The sequence below is a fragment of the Marinactinospora thermotolerans DSM 45154 genome, from assembly GCF_900167435.1.
GTDB lineage: Bacteria > Actinomycetota > Actinomycetes > Streptosporangiales > Streptosporangiaceae > Marinactinospora > Marinactinospora thermotolerans.
The window spans coordinates 13416-36183 of sequence record NZ_FUWS01000013.1; the positions used below are offsets into that span (position 1 = coordinate 13416).

Consider the following 22768-nt stretch of genomic DNA (forward strand, 5'->3'; position numbering starts at 1 on the left):
CCGGGACCTGTGACAGGGAAGACACCAAGCACCCTTGGAGGGGAAACGACGATGAAGGCCGTTGTGACCGGCGGTGCCGGGTTCATAGGTTCCCATCTCTGCGACTACCTCGTCGCCCACGGGCACGAGGTGGTCGTCCTGGACGATCTGTCAACGGGGTCGGAACGCAACCTCGAACAGCTCATCGGGAATCCCGCCTTCGAGCTGGTCAAGGGTTCCATCCTGGACAAGTCACTGGTCGGCGACCTGGTCGGCGACTGCGACACGGTGTTCCACCTGGCCGCCGCGGTCGGTGTCCACACCATTGTGGACAAGCCGTTGCAGTCGCTGCGCATCAACCTGCACGGCACGGAGAACGTCGTGGAGGCCGCCGCATCCCACGGCGCCCGCTTCCTGGTGGCCTCCACCAGCGAGGTCTACGGGAAGAACGACGCGGACGGCCTCACCGAGGACGCCGACCGCATCCTGGGATCCCCTTTGAAGAGCCGCTGGTCCTACGCCGCGGCCAAGGGGCTCGACGAACTCGTCGCCTACATCTACGGCCAGGAGACCGGCCTGCCCTGTGTCATCACGCGGTTCTTCAACATCGTCGGTCCCCGTCAGACCGGTCGTTACGGCATGGTGGTGCCGCGCTTCGTCGCTCAGGCCCTGGCCGGCGAACCGATCACCGTCTACGGTGACGGCACCCAGCGGCGCTGCTTCGGTTCGGTGTTCGACATCATCCCGGCGATGGTCAGGCTCATGGACACCCCCGCGGCCTACAACCAGGCCGTGAACCTCGGGGGGATGGAGGAGGTCTCCATCAAGGGCCTGGCCGAGCGTGTCATCGAGCTGACCGGCTCCACCAGCGAGGTGCGGTTGGTCTCCTACGAGGACGCCTACGGCGAGGGGTACGAGGACATGCAACGGCGCATGCCCGACACCTCCCTGGCGGCCGACCTCATCGGATACGAGCCACAGCGCCGGCTCGACGACATCATCACCTCCATCATCGAGTACAAGCGTGCCGGCGCCCCCTCGCCGCGGGTGACGATCGCCTGACCGGGCCGGCGGCCCTCACCCGAGTACCGCGGTCACCGCGACCACGACACCGAGGGCCGCCACGGAACCACTGAGCAGGAACAACGCCCACGGCCGGGCAACAGGCGCCGGTGGGGTGCCGGTCGCGTCGTCGTGGCAGCCGTGGTCGGTCGCCCGCCATCGCCGGCGGACATGGACCATCAACACCCCCGCCACGGCGAGCACCACCAGGCCGATCGGCAACCGGTGCAGCGCCTCCACCGCGCGCCCGGTCGCCGCCGTGACGTCGTGGAAGGGGTCACGCACGTACAGCAGGACCGTCGCGATGACGACGATGAGCGTGCGCTGCCAGGAGAGGAGCGTCCGTTCCGGCTGGAGTCCCGGGTCCCTTCCCGGACGCCGGCTCACGGCCAGTAGTTTCCGATGACGACGGTCGCGCACACCAGCGTGACGCCTATCGTGGTGATCACCGGCAGCGCGCTCACCGGCAGCGGTCGGCCCTGGCGCATGGCCCGTTGCACGCGGATCCAGCGCAGCGGGGCATAGACCGTGATGACGACCGCCAGGGCCGTGAGCGCCAGGCCCACGGTCATCCGCGCCCACGGGGTCCACTGGAGCGGAACCAGGTGCAGTACCGCGACCGCTCCCGCGATCAGGGCCAGGGCCGTACGGATCCAGGCGAGGAAGGTCCGTTCGTTGGCGAGGGTGAAGCGGTAGTCCGGCTCCCCCTCCTCACCGGTCCGCCCCCGGTCTGGCAGCAGTCCCACCGTTCCCCCGTCTCATCGGTTCTCCGCCCCGACAGCCTGAGGGTAGCCTCGACGGGATTTTCCTCCCAAGTCGGTATCTATCAGGGGTTTTGTCGGAAATTGACGTTGCGGGGAGGTGTTCCATGCCACGGAGAGGCTTGTGGAACAAAACAACGGGCAAGACCGCTCTACGAGAGAAAACCCCATCGCGATCAGGAGACTCCGTGGCTACCATCGAGCTGACCAAGGACAACTTCAACGAGACGCTCAACGACAACGACTTCGTGCTGATCGACTTCTGGGCGTCGTGGTGCGGTCCGTGCAAGATGTTCGGCCCGGTCTTCGATCGGGCTTCGGAGAAGCACACAGACCTGGTCTTCGCCAAGGTCGACACCGAGGCCCAGCAGGAACTCGCCGCCAGCTTCGAGATCCAGTCGATTCCGACCCTGATGGTCGTCCGCGACAAGACGGTGATCTACGCCCAGCCCGGCGCGCTGCCCGAGGAAGCGCTGGAAGACCTGATCCGTCAGGCCCGCGAACTCGACATGGACAAGGTGCGCGAGGAGATCGCCAAGCAGCAGGGCGACGGCGCCCAGCCCCAGGGCTGACCCGTCAACCCCGGACGGGGCCGTGCCGGATCTCCCGGTACGGCCCCGTTCTTGGTCCAGACCCGGCCCACGACCCGGATCAGCCCCGTCGGGGCCGGGTCAGGTAGACCAGGTCGGGCCCGCCGCGGCGGGCCGGAACCTCGATCACCTCGACGGCGCCGAAACGCCGCTCCAGGAGCAGCGCGAACTCCGGGGCCGGCATGGCGCTCCAAAAGGCGATGACCCCGCCGGGGGAGAGCAACCGCTCCAACCGGTCCAGCGCGGCGGGCCGGTAGAGGCGCTCGTTGCCCTCGGTGACGGTCCAATCGGGCCCGTTGTCGGTGTCCAGGCAGATCGCGTCGTAGGAACCGGTGGCCTCCTCCAACCAGGAAACCAGGTCGGCGCAGGTCACCTCACAACGCGGGTCCTCCAGGAGCCGTCCGGCGACCGGCGCGAGCGGTCCCGCGTGCCACGTGATGACGAGCGGCTCCAGCTCGATGACGTGGACGTGGGCGACCCGCGCGTGGTCCAGGGCCTCACGCGCGGAGAACCCCATGCCCAGGCCCCCGATCAGGACCCTCGCGCCGGTGCGGTCGGCGGGCAGCGCGTCCAACGAGGCGCGCACCATGGCGCGCTCCGAGGCACCGTCACGGGTATCCATGAGGAAGACCCCGTTCGCGACCAGCTCCCAGTCGGCACCCACGCGTCGCAGGACCACCTCGCCGCCCGTCCTCCCGATCGCGCGTTCCACGACAACGGGCTCCTCGGACTCCGGGGAGGGGAACAACGCGCTCATCTCCTGGGGCGGGCCTTTCGGTGTCGCGGTGGTACGGGCTCAGAGGCGGCAGGCGTAGATGTCGGTGACCAGGATCGCGCGCGCGCCGATCTGCCACAGGTCGTCCATGATCTGCTGGGCGGAGGCGCGCGGCACCATGGCGCGGACCGCCACCCACCCCTCGCGGTGCAACGGGGAGACCGTCGGCCCCTCCATCCCCGGGGTGAGCGCGATGGCGTCGTCGAGGTGCTCGGCGTGGACGTCGTAGTCCATCATCACGTAGTCGCGCGCGACCAGCACGCCCCGCAACCGGCGCAGCATCTGCTCCAGCTTGGGGTCGTCCGCCGCGTCACGCTGACGGATGACCACGGCCTCGGACTCCAGGATCGGGTCGCCGAAGATCTCCAGCCCGGCGTTGCGCAACGTGGTGCCGGTGGAGACGACATCGGCGATGGCGTCGGCCACGCCGAGCTGGATCGCGCTCTCGACGGCGCCGTCGAGGTGGATCACCCGGGCGTCGATACCGTGCTCGTCGAGGTAGCCGCGCAGCAGACCCGCGAACGAGGTGGCGACGCGCTTGCCCCGCAGGTCGTCGAGCTTCATCGACGCGCCGTCGCGCGCCGCGAACCGGAAGGTCGACGCCCCGAACCCGAGCGGCAGAACCTCCTCGACCTGCGCGCCGGAGTCGATGAGCATGTCCCGGCCGGTGATCCCCGCCTGGAGGATGCCTTCTCCGACATAGACGGCGATGTCCCGGGGGCGCAGGAAGAAGAACTCGGTCTGGTTGTCCGGGTCGACCAGGACGAGGTCGCGGGAGTCCTTGCGTTGGCGGTAGCCGGCCTCGCGGAGCATGGCGCTGGCGGGTTCGGCGAGCTGGCCCTTGTTGGGCACGGCGATACGGAGCTGGTCAGGCATTGAGGTCTCTTCCTCTACTCATCGACGGAGGTTGCCGTGGGGACGTCGACGCGCGGCCGGTCTCGGGACGGCCCGGGACCGACCTACAGATGCCGGTAGACGTCCTCCAGGCGCAGACCGCGGGCCAGCATGAGGACCTGGAGGTGGTAGAGGAGCTGGGAGACCTCTTCGGCGGCGCGCTCGTCCGACTCGTACTCGGCTGCCATCCAGACCTCGGCGGCCTCCTCGACGACCTTCTTGCCGATGGCATGGACGCCGGCGTCGAGGGCCGCGACCGTCCCCGACCCCTCGGGGCGGACACGGGCCTTCTCGGACAGCTCGGCGAACAGCTCTTCGAAGGTCTTCATGATCACTTTCCTAGACGAGGTGCCCTTCTAGCCTAGGCGCAGAGCGAGGTGGTACGTGCCGCGACCCGGGGAACGGGGACCGACGACGTCGTGACCAGACCGGATACGGACCGCCGCACACCGCTGGAGACCGGGACCGAATCAGCGCATTCGCCGGGCGATGCCGCGGAACACCCCGTGGGGCACCGCCCGCAGCACCCAACTCGCCGCCCGGTACTGCGGGCCGGGCACGACGCGGGCCATACCCGCGGCCCACGCGCGCAGGGAGTCGGTGACGACCCGCTCCTTGGGGACGAACGCGATGTCGGGCGCGCCGCTCTCCTGCATCGACCTCGTCATGTCCGTGCGCACGAAACCGGGAAGGACGACCGTGACCTTCAGGCCGTGCGGCGCCGCCTCCAGGGCGACACTCTCACTGAACGAGACCACGTAGGCCTTCGTGGCCGCGTAGACGGCGCCGAGGGGCGAGGCCGGGAGCAGGCCCGCCATCGACGCGACGTTGATCACCCCCATGGGGCGGTCGGTGATCCCGGCTTCGCGGCGATCGATCTGGACCGGAAGCACCGCTCGGGTCAACCGGGTGAGCGCGCGCACATTCAGCTCGATCATGCCGTCGATGGCCGCGACGTCCTGCCCGGCGAGCCCGTCGCTGGCCCCCCGCCCGGCGTTGTTGACCAGGAGATCGACAGGGGCCTGCTCGACGGTCCCGTCGGCGCGCAGGCGCTCCTCGACACGGAGGAGCCCCTCCTCCTCCGCCAAGTCGGCCGCCAGGGACTCGACCCGCACACCGTGCCGGTCGGTGAGCTCCGCCGCGAGATCGGCGATCCGGTCGCCCCGGCGGGCGACGAGGACCAGGGAGAACCCCCGCTGGGCGAGCTGGCGGGCGTACTCCTCGCCGATGCCGCTGGAGGCTCCGGTGATCAGGGCGGTGCGGACGCGGTTGGGGCTCATACCGCCGCATGCTACCCCGCGCCCGCGGCATTCCACCGGTCTGCCTGACGCGGCGGGGGGAAGCGACTATGGTGCCGGATCCACCCCGGATCCGAGTGACCGCACAGTGCAGGGAGGACGCCGCTCCATGACCCTCGACCCCACGATCCGCAGGTTCATCGACGGCCTGAGCACGACCGTGCCTCCCGTCGACTCGGGGCAGGCCGCGCGGACATCGCATCCGCCACGGGGGGCCTGGCCGCAGACGCCGGCGCCCCGCGTCGCCCTGGTCCGCGACCTGGAGATCCCCGGCCCCGGCGGCCCCCTGGGGGCGCGCCACTACCATCCGGATCCCGGGCAGGCCGCGCTTCCCGCCGTGGTCTACTACCACGGCGGCGGCTTCGTCTTCGGGGACCTCGACACCCACGACCACATCTGCCGGTTGATCGCGGCGCGCAGCGGCGTCGTCGTGGTCGCCGTCGACTACCGGCTGGCCCCCCGGCACCGCTTTCCCGCCGCGGTACAGGACGCCTTCACGGCCCTGCGCTGGGTCGGCGACAACGCCTCGGCCCTGGGCGTCGACCCGGACCGGCTGGCGGTGTGCGGGGACAGCGCCGGCGGTGGGCTGGCCGCGGTCGCGGCGATCCTGGCCCGCGACGGCGGTGGACCGGAACTCGCCTTCCAGGCCCTGGTATACCCGGTCATCGACCTGGGCGGCTATCCCGTCCGCCCCGGCACCCCCTACGAGTCGCGGATCTCCAACGGCACGGGCTACCTCTTGACCTCCGAGGGCATGCACTGGTTCGCCGGACAGTACCTGGGCGATCCACGGGACGCCACGGACTTCCGGGCGTCGCCGATCCGCGCCGGTGACCTGTCCGGGCTGGCCCCGGCCCTGGTCGTGACCGCCGACTTCGATCCCCTGCGGGACGAGGGCGAGGCCTACGCCCGCGCGCTGGCCGCCGCGGGGGTCCCCGCGACCACCGTACGGATCAATGGGGGATTCCACGGCATGTTCGGGATGGGGGAGTCGCTCCCTCCCTGCCGCCAGGCCGAGGACGTCGTCACGGGAACGTTGCGGGCCGTGCTGAGCCGGACACGTTGCCCGGATTGACGGTGCCCTTAGGCCCCCAGGCAGTACCGTTCCCCACATGGCAGCGACACAGAGCCCCTCCGGATCCCTCCGCCCTGACCAACGACTGCGGGACGTCGGCCTCTTCCTCCGGCAGGCACTGCGGACCTTCCGCGCAACCGGAGCGATCGCCCCGAGCGGCCCCGCCCTGGCCAACGCGCTGACCCGATTCGTCGACGAACGTGAGGATCCCAGCGCGCCTTTGACGATCCTTGAGGCCGGTGCCGGGACCGGAGCGGTGTCCCGGGCGATCGTGCGGCACATGCGCGCGGGCGACACCCTCGACCTGGTCGAGCCGAACTCGCACTTCGTCGGCCATCTCGCGGACCTGCTCGCGACCGACCCGGACTTCGTTCGGGTCGCCGACCGCGTGACGGTCCACCAGGCCCTGGTGACCGACCTGGGCCCGGATCGCCGCTTCGACGTCATCGTCTCCGGCCTGCCGTTCGCGAACTTCACCGCCGAGGAGGTCCGCGAGATCCTGGAGTACTACTTCACCGTGCTCAAGCCGGGAGGGCACCTGTCCTTCTTCGGCTACCTCTACACCAAGGAGGTCAAGGCGGTGATCGCCCCTCGCGAGGATTACCTGCGCCAGGCGCGGTCGAGCTGGGTGGTGCAGGAGTGGGTGGACCGTTACGGCATCGGCACCGAGCGCGTGCTGCCGAACATCCCTCCGGCCTGGATCCATCACCTGCGCAAGCCCACCGAGTGACCTGCCGCCCTTGGCCCCGTGTCCGGACGGGCACGGGGCCTTTCCCTTCCCCGAAAGTCAACCAGGGTTGACAACCCCGAAGCGTCAACCTACATTGACGAACACGGACGCCCCACGCCACCGGGAGGCAGACCATGTTCGAACGCTTCCGCATCGACGCCCGCCAGGCGGTGAAACTCGCCCAGGACGAGTCCCGCCACGCCGGCCACCACCACATCGGCTCCGAACACCTCCTGCTCGGCCTGCTCGCCCAGGAGGAGTCCACCGCCGCGCGCCTCCTCCACGACAACGGCGCCGACATCCACAGGCTGCGCCGGCAGGTCGCCGCCCTCCCCTCCACACCACCGCGCGGCCCGCTCGCACGGCTGTCCCGCGGACGGCACCGGCCATTCACCACGGAGGCGAAGAAGACGCTGGAGCGGTCGCTGCGCATCGCCCTGGCCCACCGGCACCGTCACATCGGCGGCGGCCACATCCTGCTCGCCTCCCTGGAGGATCCCGCCGTCGCGCGGTCCCTCACCGACATCGGCGTGGACGCCACCGCCGTACGGGCCGCAGCCGAACGCCTGCTCGACGTGTGACCGGGCCGGACGACACACCCCACCGGCCCGACCCCCGCCATCGTGGAGCCGATACCCGCGGCGGCCGCCCACAGGGACACGGCCCTGGACCGTTCTAGGCCGACGACGTGCTTTTGGCCGCGGCTCCTCGGCCAGGGCCGTCACGGCCGGATCCCCACACTGGATCACGGACCTGTCCGGCCGGTTCCCCACCCGCCGAACACCACGTGCCCCGGGACGCGATCGCCCGTCACGGGCCGAGCCCGGCGGCGTCCCGGACGGACACGTCCTGGGCGTCGCCGGACCGGGCCCCTCCAGCCACCGGTGTGCGGCACGCCCGTCCCACCGGTCGGGAAACCCCTCGCAGGCCCCGGCCGGCTCGGCCCGGACGATCGCCGCGACCCGCTCGCGCCCCCGTTTCGCCCGGGCGATCCCGTCGCCGAAGGCCACCCCGTCCACCCACCGGGATGAAGCGGACACGAGCCCGGGCCACCGACAGTTCGAGAAAGGTGCCACCCATGCCGCCGTACCACGCCGACTCGGCCACGTCGGCGACCATCGGTTCCTACCTCAGTGGCGGCAGCGGACGAACAGGCGGCCGAAGTTCTCGGGTGCGCGCACTTGCGGAAGACCGCCCTCAGAGTTTTCTGTAGACCCCACGACGATGGGCGACACGCAGAGCCACGACGACGAGTCGGCCGTCATCGATCGAGTAGACCACCCGGTGGTCGTCCACCCGGATACGCCAGAGATCCGTGTGACCGCTGAGCCGACGGCCTCCCTCTGGACGCGGTTCCTCGGCCAAGGCCATCACAGCCGCATACACGCGGCGAGCTACGGGCTTGTCCAGCTTGCCGAGCTCCTTACCGGCCCTGCCATCGAACACGACCTCGAAGACGCGCGATCCTTCGTTCGTCACAGACCGAGCTCCCTGGCCACCTCTTCGGCGGACACGACCTCGGCGTCGCCGGACCGGATCTCCTCCAGCCTCTGGTGGGCGATGCGCCCGTCCTCAAGATCGATCATCGCCTCATAGGCCTCGACCAGCTCGATCGGAACGATTGCCGCGACCCGCTCACGCTTACGCCCGCGCGTCACATAGGTGACCTCGTTTCCATAGGCGGCTCTGTTCACACGTTCAGAGAAGTGGTCACGGGCTTGGGCCACGGACAGCTCGACACGATCAGCACTCATGCCACCATCGTGCGCCAAGTTGGCCAACTTGGCGCCCCTTGGGGGCGCATCAATGACGAAAATGAATCCACAGGCGGCCGAAGTTCTTGGAGTCCTTCTCCACCCGGTGGTAGAGCGGCCGGACGTCCTTGCGGTCGAGAAAGCGCAGGACCCGCTTCTTCAACTGCCCCGACCCCTTGCCGGGGATGATCTCGACCGTCTTCGCCTTGGTGCGCACGGCCTCGTCGAGGATGTCGCGCAACGCGCGGTCGATGTCGGTACCACGGTTGTAGATGTCGTGCAGGTCCAGTTTGAGTCGCACGCTAATCCCCCTTCCGCGCCACGAAGATCGCGGTGCCGGGGAGGATCCGCCCACGCAGCGGGCTCCAACCGCCCCACACCTGTTCGTTGTCGGCGGGCCACTCCGGCTCGACCAGGTCGATCAGCGACAGGCCGGCGGCCGTGATCGCGCGCACCCAGTCGCCGACCGTGTGGTGGTGCTCGACGTAGAGCGCCCGCCCCTCGTCGTCCTCCTCGACATAGGCACGACGGTCGAAGTAGGACTCGGTCGCGGTGAGGCCCCTCCCGGTGGGATCGTCCGGGAAGCACCACCGGACCGGATGCGAGACCGAGAACGCCAACCGGCCGCCCGGCCGCAGCACGCGGGCGACCTCCCGCAGGGCGGCGACGGCGTCGGGGACGAAGGGGAAGGCCCCATAGGCGGAGCACACGACGTCGAACGCGGAGTCGACGAAGGGCAGTCGCTGAGCGTCGGCCTGAGCGGTCGCCAGCGAGCACCCGGTGGCCTCGTCAATGCGCAATCCGTGCTGGAGCTGGCGCAACGAGACGTCAACGCCGACCACCCGGTCCACCCCTTGGGCGCGCAACCAGCGTCCGCACTGCCCGGCCCCGCACCCCACCTCCAGGACCCGCGCCCCGGACAGCTCGGCCGGATCGCCCAGGAGCCGGGCCTTCTCCTCGTCGAGCCCCTCCGGTCCCCACACGAAGCCGACATCGCGCAGGAAGTCGCCGTGCTCGGCCTGGTACTCGTCGGCCTCGCGCTCCCACCAGACGCGGCTCGCACGGGCGCTCTCGTCGGGATCGGCCCCACGGCGCGCGATCCGGGCCACGGACGGGTGCGTCAGGTCCTCGCTCATAGCGCGATCCTGCCAGGCCGAGGGGTCCCACGGCCACGGAGCCGGCTCAGGAGGTGGCAGAGGGCTCGGCCGGGGTCGGCAGGGGGCGTTGCGGCCCTCCCCCGCCACCGTCCCCGCCAGGACCGTCCTCGCCGCCGGCGTTCCTCGAGTCCTGGACCTCCTTGCGCATCAGGAAGAACCAGCCGACCACCGCGATGACCGCGAAGACCCACCACTGCACGGCGTAGGACAGGTTCATGCCGGTGTTCGTCTCGGGCGGGGAGACGACCTCGGGAGCCGGGTCCGAGGGCGGGTCCTGCGCGGTGAGCTCCACGTACCCGCCATAGAGCGGGTAGGGCAGCTCCCGGCCGATCTCGTCGAGGTCGATGATCATGATCTGCCCCTCGGGCAGGCCCTCTCGCGGCCGGATGCCGGTGTTCTCCGGGGTCTCGCCGAACTGCACGCGCCCGGTGACCGTGACCTCCCCCTCGGGCGCCCGGGGGACCTCCGGCTGCTGTGCCGAGGAGGGGGGCTGGGGCACCCACCCCCGGTTGACGAGCACGGCCGCGCCGTCGTCGGTGACCAACGGGGTGACGACGTGGAGACCCACCCCACCGGAGCCGTCGCGGTTGCGGACGAGCATCTCGTTCCCGGTGTCGTACTCGCCGGTCGCGGTGACGGTCCTCCACCGGTCCTCCCGCCGGACCTCACCCCCGACCTCGGTCACCTGGGCCAGCGGCACGGGGGAGGCGGTGAGGTTGGCCTCCTGGAGGTCCGCGGCGGCGGCCTTGACCTCCCAGCGCCCGTACTGCCACATCCCCAAGGCGATGAAGGAGGGGACGACCAGCAGCACCAGGGCGTGAAACGCCAGCATGCGCGATGAGAACAGAACACGGAGCACGTCTTCGAGGCTATGAGATCCCCCGGTGTCGTCCGCATCGACCCGGCGTAACAGGCTCCCCTCCTTACCTGGCGAAAGAGGAGCGGGGGGACACGCCTCCCCCTCGCCACCGGGCGCCGTCCCGGCCGGTGACGCGGTCCTCGCGAGAAATCAATCCCAAAGGTAAGCAATCCCTCACTTTTTGTGCAATGCACAACATTCGACCGTCCCGCCCGGCCGTGTACCGGACTAGACCAGTGCCCGGCACGCCGCGGCGAAGACGCAGATCATCGCCCCTCGGCAATTCCAGGGAAATGGAACCAGGCGGGAGAGAGCCCCGGCGAAGCGGCGGAACTCTCACGCCCCCGACCTCGCCAAGGAAGCCGAATCAGAGGAAAACCACCTCTTGACTCATAGTAAACAGCAAAATACGGTCTAGACCAGCTGGAGAATCCGGAATAACCGCCATACCCCAGCTTCCATCAGCGCTTTTCCGGAAAGTCCAGAGGAGTCGAGAATCCCCGCAACAGAGTCCCCCACCGGGCGAGGAGGCCGGCGACGACCTTCTCGCCCGGGAACGCCCGCCCCTTTCCCCCGCTTTCCATGCCGTTTTCCCGGCGCAACAACAGACCATCGGATCGGAAATACCTCCGCATTACAATAAGGAACCCGCCATGTCGTTGAAGCGTAAACTGCTCTCCGCCGCCGCGATCGCCCCGTTCGTTTTCGTGCTGCTGCCCGCCAGCACCGCCCACGCCCACGGCTACGTCTCCTCCCCCGCCAGCCGGCAGGCCCAGTGCGCCGCCCGGGTCGTCTCGTGCGGCGCGATCCAGTGGGAGCCCCAGAGCGTCGAGGGCCCCAAGGGTCTGCGCAGCTGCAGCGGCGGCAACGCCGGGTTCGCCGAGCTCGACGACGACAACAAGGGCTGGCAGGTCACCCCGGTCGGCCGCTCCCTCAACCTCACCTGGCGTATCACCGCCGCCCACGCCACCAGCACGTGGGAGTACTACATCGGCTCCACCCGCGTCGCCGTGTTCAACGACGGCGGCGCCCGCCCCGGCTCCACCGTCAACCACACCATCAACCTCAACGGCTACAGCGGCAAGCAGAAGCTCCTCGCCGTCTGGAACATCGCCGACACCGCCAACGCCTTCTACTCCTGCATCGACATCAACGTCAGCTGATCCGAACACAGCAGGAGGACCGCCGGACACGCGCCGCGCTCACCGGGAGAGGGTGTCGGCGCACCGCACAGCGCCCCCGGACCGCAAGGTCCGGGGGCGCCGCGTCGTCACCTGGGCGCGGGACTACTCCTCGCCGGCCGCGGCGGCGGCCTTACGACGCCGGGCCAGGTACATGGCGGCGCCACCACCGCCGACCGCCGCGACCGCGGCGGCGACCAGGCCGCCCAGGGCCGCACCGGTCACCGGCAGACCGCCGGGCGTCGCGGACTCGTCCGCGCTGGTGCCGTCCGAACCGCCAGGCCCGCTCTGCCCCTCGGTGTCGCCCGGACCACCCGGGGTCCCCGGCCCCTCGGAGCCACCCGGCTCCTCCGGCTTACCCTCACCCGGCCGCTCGCCGCCCGGCTCCTCGCCACCGGGCTTGTCGCCGCCCGGCCGCTCCTCGCAGTCGGTGTCGTAACCGTGTTCGTCCTTGCCCTTGCAGTCGTCCCCGGGCTTGGGGTCCTCCGCGGGCGGCTTCTGCTCGTCGGAGATCTCGGAGACGCACTCGGCCTCGCCCAGGCCGAGCACGGAGACGGCGTTGCCGCAGATCTCGACCGCGGCGTCGACCGGAACGGTCACCTGGTTGCCGCTGGCGATCCCGCCCGAGCCGTCCGTCTGCTGGCCGCCCGCCTTGTTCTCCGGCGCCTCGTGGATGACGTTGATGACCGTGTTGCACTCGGCCTTGGAGATGCCGAGGACGCCGATGGAGTTGCCGCAGATGTTGACGGCGACGTCGACGGGGACGTTGATCTGGTTGCCGCTGGCGATCCCGCCGGCGCCACTGGTGCGCTGCTCGTTCTCCTGGGAGTCGGCCACCTTCTCGACGATCTTGGTGCACTCGGCCTCGGAGATCCCACCGACGGCCACGGAGTTCCCGCAGACCTCGATCGCCGCGTCCACCGGGATGTTGATCTGGTTGCCGCTGGCGATCCCGCCCGAGCCGTCCGTCTGCTGGCTCGCCTGCCCCTTGCCGCTGGCCGCGTAGAGGACCTTGGCCACCTGCGTGCACTCGGCCTCGGAGATCCCGAGGACGGCGAGGGAGTTGCCGCAGAGGTTCGCCTTGATGTCGGCGGGCACGCTGACCTGGTTGCCGGCGACCACTCCACCGGTTCCATCGGTCAGCTGGTCGGCCGCCGCGTGGGGGGCGAAGGCCCCGGTGAGCCCCGCGGCCAGCAGGGCCGCGGAGGCCGAGGTGTAGAGCTTCTTGCGCATGTTCGGAAGGACCTTTCGCTCAATGCGTTACGGAAAGTGACCCATCAAGGGCGGATCGTCACCGCGGTGGGGGTCGGTGAAGCACGGGTCGCTTTCGAGGTACGGGGATCCCCGGACGTTTCCTCGCTCTGACATCGACGGCCGGAGCGACCCTTCTCGGCACGGGACATCCGGAAGGTACGTTTTCCCGCTCCGGCGCGCCGACGAATGGTTACGTTAGCAGCCCTGCGCGGAAGGCAGGCTTTTTCCGCCGAATTTCGGCAATCCCCCGAAACTCCCGCAGAGCGCACATCACCCCCGGACCGAGAGTCGACGCAGCTCACGGCTCCGTTCAGAGCAAGATCAGCTTACCGCCGTCACCACACGGAACGCTTTCCCTGGAAAAACCCGAGTCCAGAAGAGGGGATTACTAATTTCCTACGAAATATAGTTGAAGGGAGAAATGTGGATCATTCCGTCAACACGCGCGAAAGTAGCAAAAAGAAAACCCCGGGCGGGATACCGAGATCCCACCCGGGGTGCGGGCGGCGGTCGGCCTCACAGACCGACCACCTGGACGATCACTCAGGCCTGGACGCCGAGGCCCTTCGCGACGCCGGCGCCGAGGTCGGGGTGGACGTTGGTCCAGTACTCGACCACACGCTTCTTCATGTCGGCGGTGACCTCGGGGGCCGAGGCGTGGCCGACGATGTTGCTCACCATGTTGGCGCGGTCGGTCTCGGAGAGGACCTTCTCCCACAGCGCGCGCGGCTGACCGAAGTCGTCGTCCTCCTTGTGGAGGTCGTAGGCGGAGCGGACGATCTCACCCGCGACGTGGTAGCTCTCGCCCTTGTGGAACTCCGGGTCCGCGGCCGGGCCACCAACGGTGTTGGGGGCATAGACCGGGTCCGAACCGTAGCGGTAGGCCATCGGACCGTCGAAGTTGTAGCTGTTGACCGGGGACTTCGGCTGGTTGACCGGCAGGTGCAGGTAGTTCGGGCCGATCCGGTAGCGCTGGGTGTCGGGGTAGGAGAAGAGCCGGCCCTGAAGCATCTTGTCCGGGCTCATCGCGATGCCCGGCACCAGGCTGGACGGGCTGAACGCCGCCTGCTCGATCTGGGCGAAGTAGTTCTCCGGGTTCCGGTTGAGGACGAACCGGCCGATCGTGATCTCCGGGTAGTCCGCGTGCGGCCACACCTTGGTGAGGTCGAACGGGTTGAACCGGTAGTCGGCGGCGTCCTCGAAGGGCATGATCTGGACGTTGACGGTCCAGGCCGGGTAGTCGCCCTTCTTGATGGACTCCCACAGGTCACGGCGGTGCAGGTCGGGGTCCTCGGCCTCGAAGGCCTTGGCCTCGGCCGCGGTGAAGTTCTCGATGCCCTGCTCGGTCTTGAAGTGGTACTTGACCCAGAACTTCTCGCCGTTGGCGTTGTACCACAGGAAGGTGTGGCTACCGAAGCCGTGCTGGTGACGCCAGGTCTTCGGGGTGCCGCGGTCGGTCATCAGGAAGGAGACCTGGTGGGCCGACTCGGGGTTGAGGGTCCAGAAGTCCCACTGCATGTTGTGGTCGCGCAGCTGGTTGTCGGCACGCCGCTTCTGCGAGTGGATGAAGTCGGAGAACTTCGAGGGGTCGCGGATGAAGAAGATCGGCGTGTTGTTGCCGACGATGTCGTAGTTGCCCTGCTCGGTGTAGAACTTCAGGGCGAAACCACGCGGGTCACGGGCGGTGTCGGCGCTGCCCAGCTCACCGGCGACGGTGGAGAAGCGCAGCAGCAGCGGGGTCTTCTTGCCCTTCTGGAACAGGTCCGCCTTGGTGTACTGGCTGACGTCCTCGGTGATCTCCAGCTCACCGAAGGCACCGCCGCCCTTGGCGTGCACGACGCGCTCGGGCACCCGCTCGCGGTTGAAGTGCGCCATCTTCTGGATCAGGAAGTGGTCCTGCAGCAACAGCGGGCCGTTGGGGCCCACCGACTGCGAGAGACCGTCGCTCGGTGCCGGGATACCGTTGTCGTCCGTGCTGTAAGCAACCACTGCTTGCACCTTTCGGGTCATGATCAAGCCGGCCTCGTGGCTCGCGGAGGAACCCGGTTACGCCGGGAGGGATCGGACGCGGGGATCGGGCGTCACGCCGGGCGCGCGGGGGCGCCGACGCTGTCGCCGGAGGAGTCGCCATCCTTGGTCTGGCAGTTCGGACACACGCCCCAGAACACGACCTCGGCCGCGGCGATGGTGTAGCCGTTCGTCTGCGACGGTTCCAGGCAGGGAGCCTCTCCCACGACGCAGTCGATGTCGGTGACCTCACCGCATTCACGGCAGACGAGGTGGTGGTGGTTGTCCCCGACGCGCGCCTCGTAGCGCGCCGGCGAACCGGCGGGCTCGATGCGGCGCAGCAGTCCGGCGCCGGTCAGCGCGTGGAGCGCGTCATAGACCGCCTGGGTGGATACGTGTCCCACTTTGCCGCGGACCGCTTGTGCGACGTGCTCGGCGTCCAGGTGGTTGCCCTCCCGGACCGCGTCGAGGATCGCCAGCCGGGCCGCGGTGACCCGCAGACCGGCCGCGCGGAGGTCGGTGGCGTTGTCCATGGCCGCAAGCATAGGACACAAACTGGAATAGCTCAAGAAAACGAGCGAGTACAGATAAGCCGTGAAGTATGACACAGTGGACAGCCCCACCGAGGGGGTGCGCCGCTGGCGGTGACCCAAGTCACAACCAGGCGCATCGGAGAACTCCGACAACTCACCATCCCCGGAGCGCGTCACGAGTGCGACCTGCGTCTCACTCACGCATTCAGAGTCCGCGTGCCCCCCATCCCCCTCGGCACGTCCCACCGGCTACGGGCCGCGCTCGCCCTCCTCGTCCTCACCACCACGTCCTGCGGTGCCGACGGAGCGGCGCTCGGCTCCGGAGCCGAGGCCGTCGCCGGCGCGTCCTGCCCGAGCGGGGGGCGAAAGGGCCGCCTCCCCGTGCCGTTCACCATCGCCTTCGGCGGCGACGTCCACTTCGAGGGCGTGCTCCGCTCCCGGCTGGACGCCTCCCCCGCGGAGGCGCTGGGAGACGTCGGCTCCACGCTCTCCGCCGCCGACATCGCGATGGTCGACCCGGAGACGGCGGTGACCGAGGCCGGCACGCCGGCTCCGGGCGGGCGGTTCCTGTTCCGCGCGCCCGCGACGGCCTTCACCGCGCTCCGTGAGGCGGGCCTCGACGTCGCCCCCCTCGCCGACAACCACGGCATGGACCACGGACCCGCCGGTCCGGCCGACACCCTCGCCCACGAGGGGGAGGCCGGCCTCCCCCTCGTGGGCGCCGGTCCAGACGCCGATGCCGCCTACGCCCCGCACGCCCTCGATGCCTCCGGCAACCGCGTCGCCCTCTTCGGGGCGACCGACGTCCTGGACGACCACCTGATGGCCGAGTGGACCGCCGGCCTGGCCTCCGCCAAGGGAGAAGACCCCCAACGGCTGGTCACCGCGGTCCGGGCCGCCGAGGCCGACACCGTCGTCGTGTTCCTGCGCTGGGGCCGTGAGGGCGACCACTGCCCACTGCCGCACGCGTCCGATCTCGCCCGGCGGCTGGTCGAGGCCGGCGCCGCCGCCGTCGTCGGCGGGCACTCCCACGTCCTCGGACCGGGCGGCCACCTCGACGGCGCCTACGTCCATTACGGCTTGGGGAACCTCGCCTTCCACACCTCCCACCGCCGAGACCGGCGTACTGCGGCTGGCCATGCCGGGCGATGAGGTCATCGAGGGCGAGTGGCTTCCCACCCGGAACGATGGGGGCGTTCCCGTCCTGTACGAGGGGGCGGCGGCGGAACAGGCGCCACTGACCTGGGCGGAAGACCGGAGCACCTGTGCGACCGGACTGGATGGCCCCTCTGGTTCAGAGGCCGCCTCCTGAGGAAATACCGGGAGCCATTTTTATCGACAAATCGCCACTAATCGGGAGCAAAACAGCAAGAGGCGAAAGGCCTCACTCCGTCTTCTTCTCGCCACAACTAGGTTGAAGATGGCACAATCAGGCGCGATCATCGCAGATGGAGAGGGAGCATGTCCGAAACCGGCGACCGTCGCGCCCACTGGCAGGAGCAGCCCGGGGAGGACTCGGGACGCCTCCCGGGCTCGGCCGGTGAGCATCACATGCAGGAGCTGTACGGCACCTCGGAGCGCGCCCGACGCTTCTACCGGGACCAGGTCCTGGACCACCTCAACCCCCGCATGCGCGAATTCATCGCACGCCAGGAGATGGTGTTCGTCGCCACCTCCGACTCACGCGGCGAATGCGACTCCAGTCTGCGCGCCGGCCCGCCCGGCTTCGTCCACGTCATCGACCGGCGCACCCTCGCCTACCCCGAGTACCGGGGCAACGGGGTCCTCGCCAGCGTCGGGAACATCCGCGAGAACCCGCATATCGGTCTCATGTTCCTCGACTTCGAGCGCGACCACATCGGCCTGCACGTCAACGGGCGCGCCGCCATCCTCGACGACGTGGAACTCCGCCGGCACAGCCCCGACCTGCCGGAACCGGCCGTCCCCGGCCAACGCGCGCAGATGTGGGTGGTGGCGCGGGTCGAGGAGGCCTACATCCACTGCCGCAAGCACATCCCGCGGATGCGCAGGGTCGACGCGCAGGAGCCCGCGAACTGGGGAAGCGACGACATGCGCCGCAAGGGGGGCGACTTCTTCGACGCCAAGGGGACGCCGAGCCCCTGGTCGGGCGATCCGCTGCGCACCAGGGGCTGACGCCGCCGCCCCTCGCCTCAGGAGCGCGCCACCAGGGCGTCGATCTCCGCGGTCAGTTCCCGCTTCGCCGCGTCGTCCAGGAAGGACGCCGTGACGCCGTTACGGGCCAGGCCCGCCAGGTCGTCGAGCCCCAGGCCGATCCGGTAGGCGGTGCGGTACTCGTTGGTCAGGTCCGTCCCGAACATCGGCGGGTCGTCGGAGTTGAGCGTCACCATGAGCCCCTCCTCCACCATGCGCGGCAACGGGTGGTCCCCGATCGCTTCGACGGCGCGGGTGCGCAGGTTGGAGGTCGGTGAGACGTCCAGGGGAAGCTGCGTCTCCCGCAGATAGGCCACGAGCTCGGGATCCTTCATGCTGTCGATGCCATGGCCGATGCGTTCGGCCCCCAGGACCCGGATCGCCGACCAGACCCGTCCGGGACCGCCGTTCTCCCCGGCGTGGGGCAGACTGTGCAGCCCGTTGGCCCGGGCCCGCGCGTAGACGTCGGCGAACGGGTCGCGGTCCACCTCGATCCCGCCGATGCCCAAGCCGACGACGCTGGCGGGGCCGTGGGCGAGCACCGCCTCCAGGGTCCTCTCACCCGCCTCGACCCCGTAGTCGCCGGGGAAGTCGGGGATCCAGCGCAACCGGATGCCGTGTTCGCGCTCGGCCTCGATCCGCCCGTGCTCGACCCCGGCGAACACCACCTGTGCGGGGACACCCCGCAGCAGGTGGTTGTAGAGGCTGAGGTGCACCTCCGCGTAGCGGACGTTCTGTGCGGCCAGGCGACGCGCCACGTCGCGCGTCAACAGCGCGAAGTCGGACTCGTCGCGCAGCGTCCGCACCGAGTTGATATAGACGTCGATGAAGTGCGGGAAGTCGCGGAACTCGTAGTAGTCGGCGATCGCCTCGATCGTGTCCGGTAGGTCGTCGACGCCGTGTTTGCGGGCGAGTTCGAGCAGCGTGGCGGGCTGCATCGACCCTTCCAGGTGGACGTGAAGTTCCACTTTGGGCAGGTCGCGGATGAAGGCCTCGACGCTGGAGGGGATCTCTGCGGCAGCGGTCATGCCGCGACGTTACTGATCTTCTCCCCTCCCTCCAAGGAAACGCGGGGGTTTTTAACCCCAAAAAGTAAGAAACGCCCGGGCCTCCGACGGGCGTCACGCCGTACCGGCCCGAGCGCGGGCGATGCGGTCCCGGTACCAGGCGAAGGAGTCCTTGGGGGTGCGCGCCTGGGTCCGGTAGTCGACGTGCACCAGGCCGAAGCGCTGGGTGAACCCCTCCGCCCACTCGAAGTTGTCCAGTAGCGACCACACGAAATAGCCACGGACATCCACCCCGTCCCGTTTCGCCGCGACGAGGGCCCGCAGATGACGGTCGAGGTAGTCGATGCGCTCGGGATCGGCGACGCGCCCGGCCCCGTCCGGGGTATCGGCCCGCGAGCAACCGTTCTCGGTGACGTGGAGCGGCGGAAGCGCGGCACCGTAACGGTCACGCAGCCCGGTCAACACCCGGTACAGCCCCTCCGGCGCCACCGGCCAGCCGAAGGCCGTCACCGGCGTGCCCGGAAACCGGGAGGTGTAGTCCGGCAGGGCGAAGGGCAGCGCCTCCCCTGGCCCCGGTGCGGCGACGAGCGTCGGCATGTAGTAGTTGACGCCGAGCCCGTCCAACGACCCGGCCATCAGGTCCAGGTCCGCGTCCCGCACGAAATCCCCGAGGTCCGGGGCCCCCAGCGCCGCCAGTGCCGCCAGGTCGGGGTAACGCCCCAGGAGGAGCGGGTCGAGGAGGAGCCTGTTGTGCAGGGCGTCGTAGACCTGGGCGGCGGCCCGGTCCTGCGGCGCGCCGCTCGCCGGAACGACCGGGGTGTGGTTGTGGGCCAGGAGCACCTGGTGGCCACCGTCACGTAGCGCGCGGGCCGCCAAGGCGTGCGCCAGCAGCTGGTGGTGGGCGACCGGAAGGGCGTCGAACATGAGGGTCCGGCCAGGTGCGTGCACGCCGAAGGCGTAGCCGTAGGCCATGTGCACGAACGGCTCGTTCAGGGTGATCCAGCGCGTGACCCGGTCGCCGAGACGGGCGGCGACCGCCCGCGCGTAGTCGGCGAAGCGTTCGGCGGTGCTCCGGACGAGCCAGCCGCCCTCCTCCTCCAGGGCCTGGGGAAGGTCCCAGTGGTAGAGCGTGGGGACCGGTTCGATACCCACGGCCAGGAGCTCATCGATCAGCCGGGCGTAGAAATCGACCCCCGCCGTATCGATCCGTCCCCGCCCCAGCGGCATGATCCGCGGCCAGGAGATGGAAAAGCGATAGGCGCTAAGTCCGAGTTCGGCCATCAACGCGACATCGCCGGGGAATCGATGGTAGTGATCACAGGCGACTCGCCCAGAGGACCCGTCGGCAATTCGGCCCGGTATGCGGCAGAACTCGTCCCAGATCGAGGCTCCCCGCTGTTCGGACGCGCCTTCGACCTGGTAGGCCGCTGTCGCAACCCCCCATAGGAAATCCCTGGGGAAGAGAACGGTGGACGAATCGGAATGGTCGGTGCTTGGCACGTCAACTCCTCTGGGAGCGTGTCCGGCCGGGAACACACGAGAAGTCCGGAAGTGGCCAGAACGGTTCATGCCACCGGACGCGCGTCCAAAACCGGAATAGTACGGGAACCATTTGAATTCAGAAAGGCATGATAGAGACGTGACGACTACTTCCCGCAGCTCCGCGTCCGCCACGCCCTGGCCGCGTCGCGATTCCGGAACCCCCGACGGATCGGGCACCCCGCCCCTCTCCCGCCACGCGCGTGTCGACACGTCCCAGCCTGCCCTGGCGCACGCCCCCCTGCGCCGGCTTCCGGCACAGCAGCGCAGCATGGCCCGCGTGCAACGGATGCTCGACGCCTGCGCCGAGCTCCTCGACGAGGGGGGTTACGGCGAGCTGTCGACCACCCGGATCGCCGAACGCGCCGGTGTGGCGATCGGGTCGGTGTACCAGTTCTTCCCCGACAAGAAGGCCATCACCCAGGCGTTGGGGCTGCGCTACCTGGACCTGTTCAGCATGCGGGTGACCCAGCGCCTGGCCGAGGAGGCGTTCGAGCACTGGACCGAGGCGGTCGAGGCCATCATCGACGAGTACATCGACATGCACCGGACGGTGCCGGGTTTCCGCAGCCTGCACTTCGGTGACGTCGTGGACGTCCGGCTCCTCGATCCCGAGGCGGACAACAACCAGGTCATCGCCAATCGACTGCGCGAACTCGTCGTCACGACCACCGAGGCCAAGGAGGGAGAGGAACTCGACCGCGCCGTCATGGTCGCGGTCGAAGCCTCCGACGCGGTCCTCAAACTGGCCTTCCGCCACGATCCGGATGGGGATCCGACACTGATCACCGAAGCGAAACTCCTCGTCCACAGTTATCTCAGTCGGCACTTCGGTCCACGGTAGATTTCGGACGAGATCCACGTTTCTCACAAAAAGGGCGATAAGGTAATTTCACCGCGGCACCCTCACGACGGTGCCCGGGTTGGCAGGATGAACACGGTGGACCGGACGCTACGGCGGTCGGCTATCGGGGGAACGCGCAGCGGCGCCGACACGTCACGGGGGAGTGGCGTGGCAGCGTCCTGTCCACGTGCCCAGCCGTCACGGTGCCCCGGGCTCCCGACGGCTCCGTCCTCGTCGGCTCCACACGACAAGGCGTATGACCGGCCGTCCTCGCGGCGTCCGGTAACGAGGGGTTCGATCAGGGGAGGGACCCTCAGTGGTAGCAGACGGCACGCTCGCCCGGCCGTTGACCGGATTCGCCGCCGGAGTGCCCTACGTCGCGGTGCCGCCCTACGATGGCGGAGCGGCTCCGATGGTCATCGCGTTACACGCGTTCGAGCCACCGCGCAGTGAGGCCGCCCTGGCCGGGACACTGCCGTTGACGCGCCTGCCCGCGTGGCGCTTCTACCTCGGTCTGCCCATGTTCGGGGCGCGCCTGCCCAAGGGCGGCGTCGCCGAGGTCAACCATCTCGGCCAGTCCGACTACCTCCTCCACCTCTACGGTCCGGTCATCGAGCAGGCCGCCATGGAGCTCGTGGAGGTGGCCGAGGAACTGCGGGAACGTTTCCCCGTCCACGACGGTCCGTTCGGGTTGGCGGGGGTCGGCGCCGGCGGGGCCGCGGCCCTTCTCGCGCTGGCCGAGAGCCGGCTTCCCATCGGCGCGATGGCGGTCGTCAACCCCATCATCGACCCCACCCCGGTGCTCGCGGCGCGCGAGCGCCATCTCGGCATCGCCTACCACTGGAGCGAGCAGTCACGCGAGGCCGCGGCCTGGCTGGACTTCACCGCGCGGGCCGCCGAGATCGGCGCGCGGGCGCCCCTGCCGCCCCTGCTGGTGATCACCGGCGGGCTCGACGAGGTGATCCGCCCCGAGCACGGCCAGGCCTTCCACGACGCGCTCGCCCCCTACCATCCGGCACCGGCCCTGCGCCACGTGGTGATCCCCGACCTCGCTCACACGATGGGCCCCGAGCCCGGCCTGGTCCCCGGACCACCGACCCCCGGCAGCGTGCTGGTCGACCGCGCGCTCACCGAGTGGTTCCACCTGCACCTGACCTCCGCGGTGGAGGAGACGGTACGGTTCCGCTGATCCGCGCCGTGTCCCGCCGCGCTCCTTCTCCGCGCGCCGCCCCACCGAGCGCCGACGCGATCGGTCCGCCCCCGTAACGCGGCGGGCCTGGCGAGGGCGGTGTGACCG

At 69.5% G+C, this 22768-nt stretch carries 26 protein-coding genes; 10 read left to right on the forward strand and 16 right to left on the reverse strand.

Annotated elements, in window-relative coordinates; all coding sequences use genetic code 11:
* The first annotated feature begins 51 nt into the window (after positions 1–51).
* A complete protein-coding gene (locus tag B5D66_RS21000) occupies positions 52–1041 on the forward strand; it encodes an NAD-dependent epimerase/dehydratase family protein (RefSeq protein WP_078763526.1) in 990 nt (329 codons plus the stop codon).
* A gap of 15 nt (positions 1042–1056) precedes the next feature.
* On the opposite strand, the gene B5D66_RS21005 is transcribed toward B5D66_RS21000, so the two are convergent.
* Both B5D66_RS21005 and B5D66_RS21010 read right to left on the reverse strand, forming a co-directional pair.
* On the reverse strand, positions 1057–1428 hold the full coding sequence (locus B5D66_RS21005; protein WP_078763527.1) for a DUF202 domain-containing protein: 372 nt from the start codon (positions 1426–1428) through the stop codon (positions 1057–1059).
* Positions 1425–1787 (reverse strand): YidH family protein, encoded by a 363-nt coding sequence (locus tag B5D66_RS21010; RefSeq protein WP_078763528.1) that lies wholly within the window; start codon positions 1785–1787, stop codon positions 1425–1427. Before B5D66_RS21010 ends, B5D66_RS21005 begins: the two co-directional genes overlap by 4 nt.
* 203 nt (positions 1788–1990) lie before the next feature.
* Between B5D66_RS21010 and trxA the strand changes: the two genes are divergently transcribed.
* Entirely contained in the window at positions 1991–2374 is a 384-nt protein-coding gene (trxA, locus tag B5D66_RS21015) for a thioredoxin (protein WP_078763529.1), read from the forward strand.
* 79 nt (positions 2375–2453) lie between these two features.
* Here the strand turns inward: trxA and B5D66_RS21020 are convergent, their stop codons facing one another.
* From B5D66_RS21020 to B5D66_RS21035, 4 genes are all read right to left on the reverse strand, one after another.
* Positions 2454–3149, reverse strand: a complete 696-nt coding sequence (locus B5D66_RS21020; RefSeq protein WP_078763530.1) for a spermine/spermidine synthase domain-containing protein — start codon at positions 3147–3149, stop codon at positions 2454–2456.
* Between the two features lie 39 nt (positions 3150–3188).
* Positions 3189–4043: an ATP phosphoribosyltransferase gene (gene hisG, locus B5D66_RS21025; protein ID WP_078763531.1), complete on the reverse strand. Its 855-nt coding sequence runs from the start codon at positions 4041–4043 to the stop codon at positions 3189–3191.
* An 83-nt stretch (positions 4044–4126) separates the two neighbouring features.
* The gene (locus B5D66_RS21030) at positions 4127–4390 is read right to left on the reverse strand and encodes a phosphoribosyl-ATP diphosphatase (RefSeq protein WP_078763532.1); all 264 of its coding nucleotides are present in this window, start codon (positions 4388–4390) and stop codon (positions 4127–4129) included.
* A 141-nt stretch (positions 4391–4531) separates the two neighbouring features.
* Complete coding sequence (locus tag B5D66_RS21035) at positions 4532–5341, reverse strand: SDR family NAD(P)-dependent oxidoreductase (protein ID WP_078763533.1); 810 nt, start codon at positions 5339–5341, stop codon at positions 4532–4534.
* 127 nt (positions 5342–5468) lie between these two features.
* Between B5D66_RS21035 and B5D66_RS21040 the strand changes: the two genes are divergently transcribed.
* The 3 genes from B5D66_RS21040 to B5D66_RS21050 all read left to right on the forward strand — a co-directional run bounded on the left by B5D66_RS21040 (position 5469) and on the right by B5D66_RS21050 (position 7745).
* On the forward strand, positions 5469–6434 hold the full coding sequence (locus B5D66_RS21040; protein ID WP_078763534.1) for an alpha/beta hydrolase: 966 nt from the start codon (positions 5469–5471) through the stop codon (positions 6432–6434).
* Between the two features lie 37 nt (positions 6435–6471).
* Positions 6472–7164 carry a class I SAM-dependent methyltransferase gene (locus B5D66_RS21045; protein ID WP_078763535.1) on the forward strand — a complete coding sequence of 231 codons (693 nt, stop codon included), beginning with the start codon at positions 6472–6474 and terminating at the stop codon, positions 7162–7164.
* Between the two features lie 134 nt (positions 7165–7298).
* Positions 7299–7745 carry a Clp protease N-terminal domain-containing protein gene (locus B5D66_RS21050; RefSeq protein ID WP_078763536.1) on the forward strand — a complete coding sequence of 149 codons (447 nt, stop codon included), beginning with the start codon at positions 7299–7301 and terminating at the stop codon, positions 7743–7745.
* Between the two features lie 616 nt (positions 7746–8361).
* On the opposite strand, the gene B5D66_RS21055 is transcribed toward B5D66_RS21050, so the two are convergent.
* From B5D66_RS21055 to B5D66_RS21075, 5 genes are read right to left on the reverse strand one after another with little or no spacing between them, the layout of a single operon-like run.
* Positions 8362–8643, reverse strand: coding sequence for a type II toxin-antitoxin system RelE family toxin (locus tag B5D66_RS21055; protein WP_078763537.1), 282 nt, complete (start codon positions 8641–8643; stop codon positions 8362–8364).
* On the reverse strand, positions 8640–8918 hold the full coding sequence (locus tag B5D66_RS21060) for an antitoxin of toxin-antitoxin stability system (protein WP_078763538.1): 279 nt from the start codon (positions 8916–8918) through the stop codon (positions 8640–8642). Before B5D66_RS21060 ends, B5D66_RS21055 begins: the two co-directional genes overlap by 4 nt.
* A 49-nt stretch (positions 8919–8967) precedes the next feature.
* Positions 8968–9219 (reverse strand): Smr/MutS family protein, encoded by a 252-nt coding sequence (locus B5D66_RS21065; protein WP_078763539.1) that lies wholly within the window; start codon positions 9217–9219, stop codon positions 8968–8970.
* 1 nt (position 9220) lies between these two features.
* A complete protein-coding gene (locus B5D66_RS21070; RefSeq protein WP_078763540.1) occupies positions 9221–10054 on the reverse strand; it encodes a class I SAM-dependent methyltransferase in 834 nt (277 codons plus the stop codon).
* A gap of 46 nt (positions 10055–10100) precedes the next feature.
* The gene (locus B5D66_RS21075) at positions 10101–10934 is read right to left on the reverse strand and encodes an SURF1 family cytochrome oxidase biogenesis protein (RefSeq protein ID WP_327309131.1); all 834 of its coding nucleotides are present in this window, start codon (positions 10932–10934) and stop codon (positions 10101–10103) included.
* Between the two features lie 653 nt (positions 10935–11587).
* On the opposite strand from B5D66_RS21075, the gene B5D66_RS21080 reads away from it, so the two are divergent.
* Complete coding sequence (locus B5D66_RS21080; protein WP_078763542.1) at positions 11588–12097, forward strand: lytic polysaccharide monooxygenase auxiliary activity family 9 protein; 510 nt, start codon at positions 11588–11590, stop codon at positions 12095–12097.
* 123 nt (positions 12098–12220) lie between these two features.
* On the opposite strand, the gene B5D66_RS21085 is transcribed toward B5D66_RS21080, so the two are convergent.
* From B5D66_RS21085 to B5D66_RS21095, 3 genes are all read right to left on the reverse strand, one after another.
* The gene (locus B5D66_RS21085) at positions 12221–13348 is read right to left on the reverse strand and encodes a chaplin (RefSeq protein WP_078763543.1); all 1128 of its coding nucleotides are present in this window, start codon (positions 13346–13348) and stop codon (positions 12221–12223) included.
* A gap of 564 nt (positions 13349–13912) precedes the next feature.
* Positions 13913–15358: a catalase gene (locus B5D66_RS21090; RefSeq protein WP_394330077.1), complete on the reverse strand. Its 1446-nt coding sequence runs from the start codon at positions 15356–15358 to the stop codon at positions 13913–13915.
* A 92-nt stretch (positions 15359–15450) separates the two neighbouring features.
* Entirely contained in the window at positions 15451–15909 is a 459-nt protein-coding gene (locus tag B5D66_RS21095) for a Fur family transcriptional regulator (protein ID WP_078763544.1), read from the reverse strand.
* 216 nt (positions 15910–16125) lie between these two features.
* Between B5D66_RS21095 and B5D66_RS21100 the strand changes: the two genes are divergently transcribed.
* Positions 16126–17061 (forward strand): CapA family protein, encoded by a 936-nt coding sequence (locus B5D66_RS21100; protein WP_327309136.1) that lies wholly within the window; start codon positions 16126–16128, stop codon positions 17059–17061.
* 399 nt (positions 17062–17460) lie between these two features.
* Entirely contained in the window at positions 17461–18063 is a 603-nt protein-coding gene (locus B5D66_RS21105; RefSeq protein WP_078763647.1) for a pyridoxamine 5'-phosphate oxidase family protein, read from the forward strand.
* A gap of 17 nt (positions 18064–18080) precedes the next feature.
* Here the strand turns inward: B5D66_RS21105 and add are convergent, their stop codons facing one another.
* Positions 18081–19109 carry an adenosine deaminase gene (gene add, locus B5D66_RS21110; protein WP_078763545.1) on the reverse strand — a complete coding sequence of 343 codons (1029 nt, stop codon included), beginning with the start codon at positions 19107–19109 and terminating at the stop codon, positions 18081–18083.
* A 93-nt stretch (positions 19110–19202) separates the two neighbouring features.
* On the reverse strand, positions 19203–20657 hold the full coding sequence (locus B5D66_RS21115; protein ID WP_078763546.1) for a GH1 family beta-glucosidase: 1455 nt from the start codon (positions 20655–20657) through the stop codon (positions 19203–19205).
* A 241-nt stretch (positions 20658–20898) separates the two neighbouring features.
* Here B5D66_RS21115 and B5D66_RS21120 point away from each other — a divergent pair, with 241 nt between their 5' ends.
* Positions 20899–21471: a TetR/AcrR family transcriptional regulator gene (locus tag B5D66_RS21120; RefSeq protein WP_078763547.1), complete on the forward strand. Its 573-nt coding sequence runs from the start codon at positions 20899–20901 to the stop codon at positions 21469–21471.
* A 316-nt stretch (positions 21472–21787) separates the two neighbouring features.
* Positions 21788–22660, forward strand: coding sequence for a prolyl oligopeptidase family serine peptidase (locus tag B5D66_RS21125; RefSeq protein ID WP_078763548.1), 873 nt, complete (start codon positions 21788–21790; stop codon positions 22658–22660).
* The last annotated feature ends 108 nt before the right edge of the window (positions 22661–22768 follow it).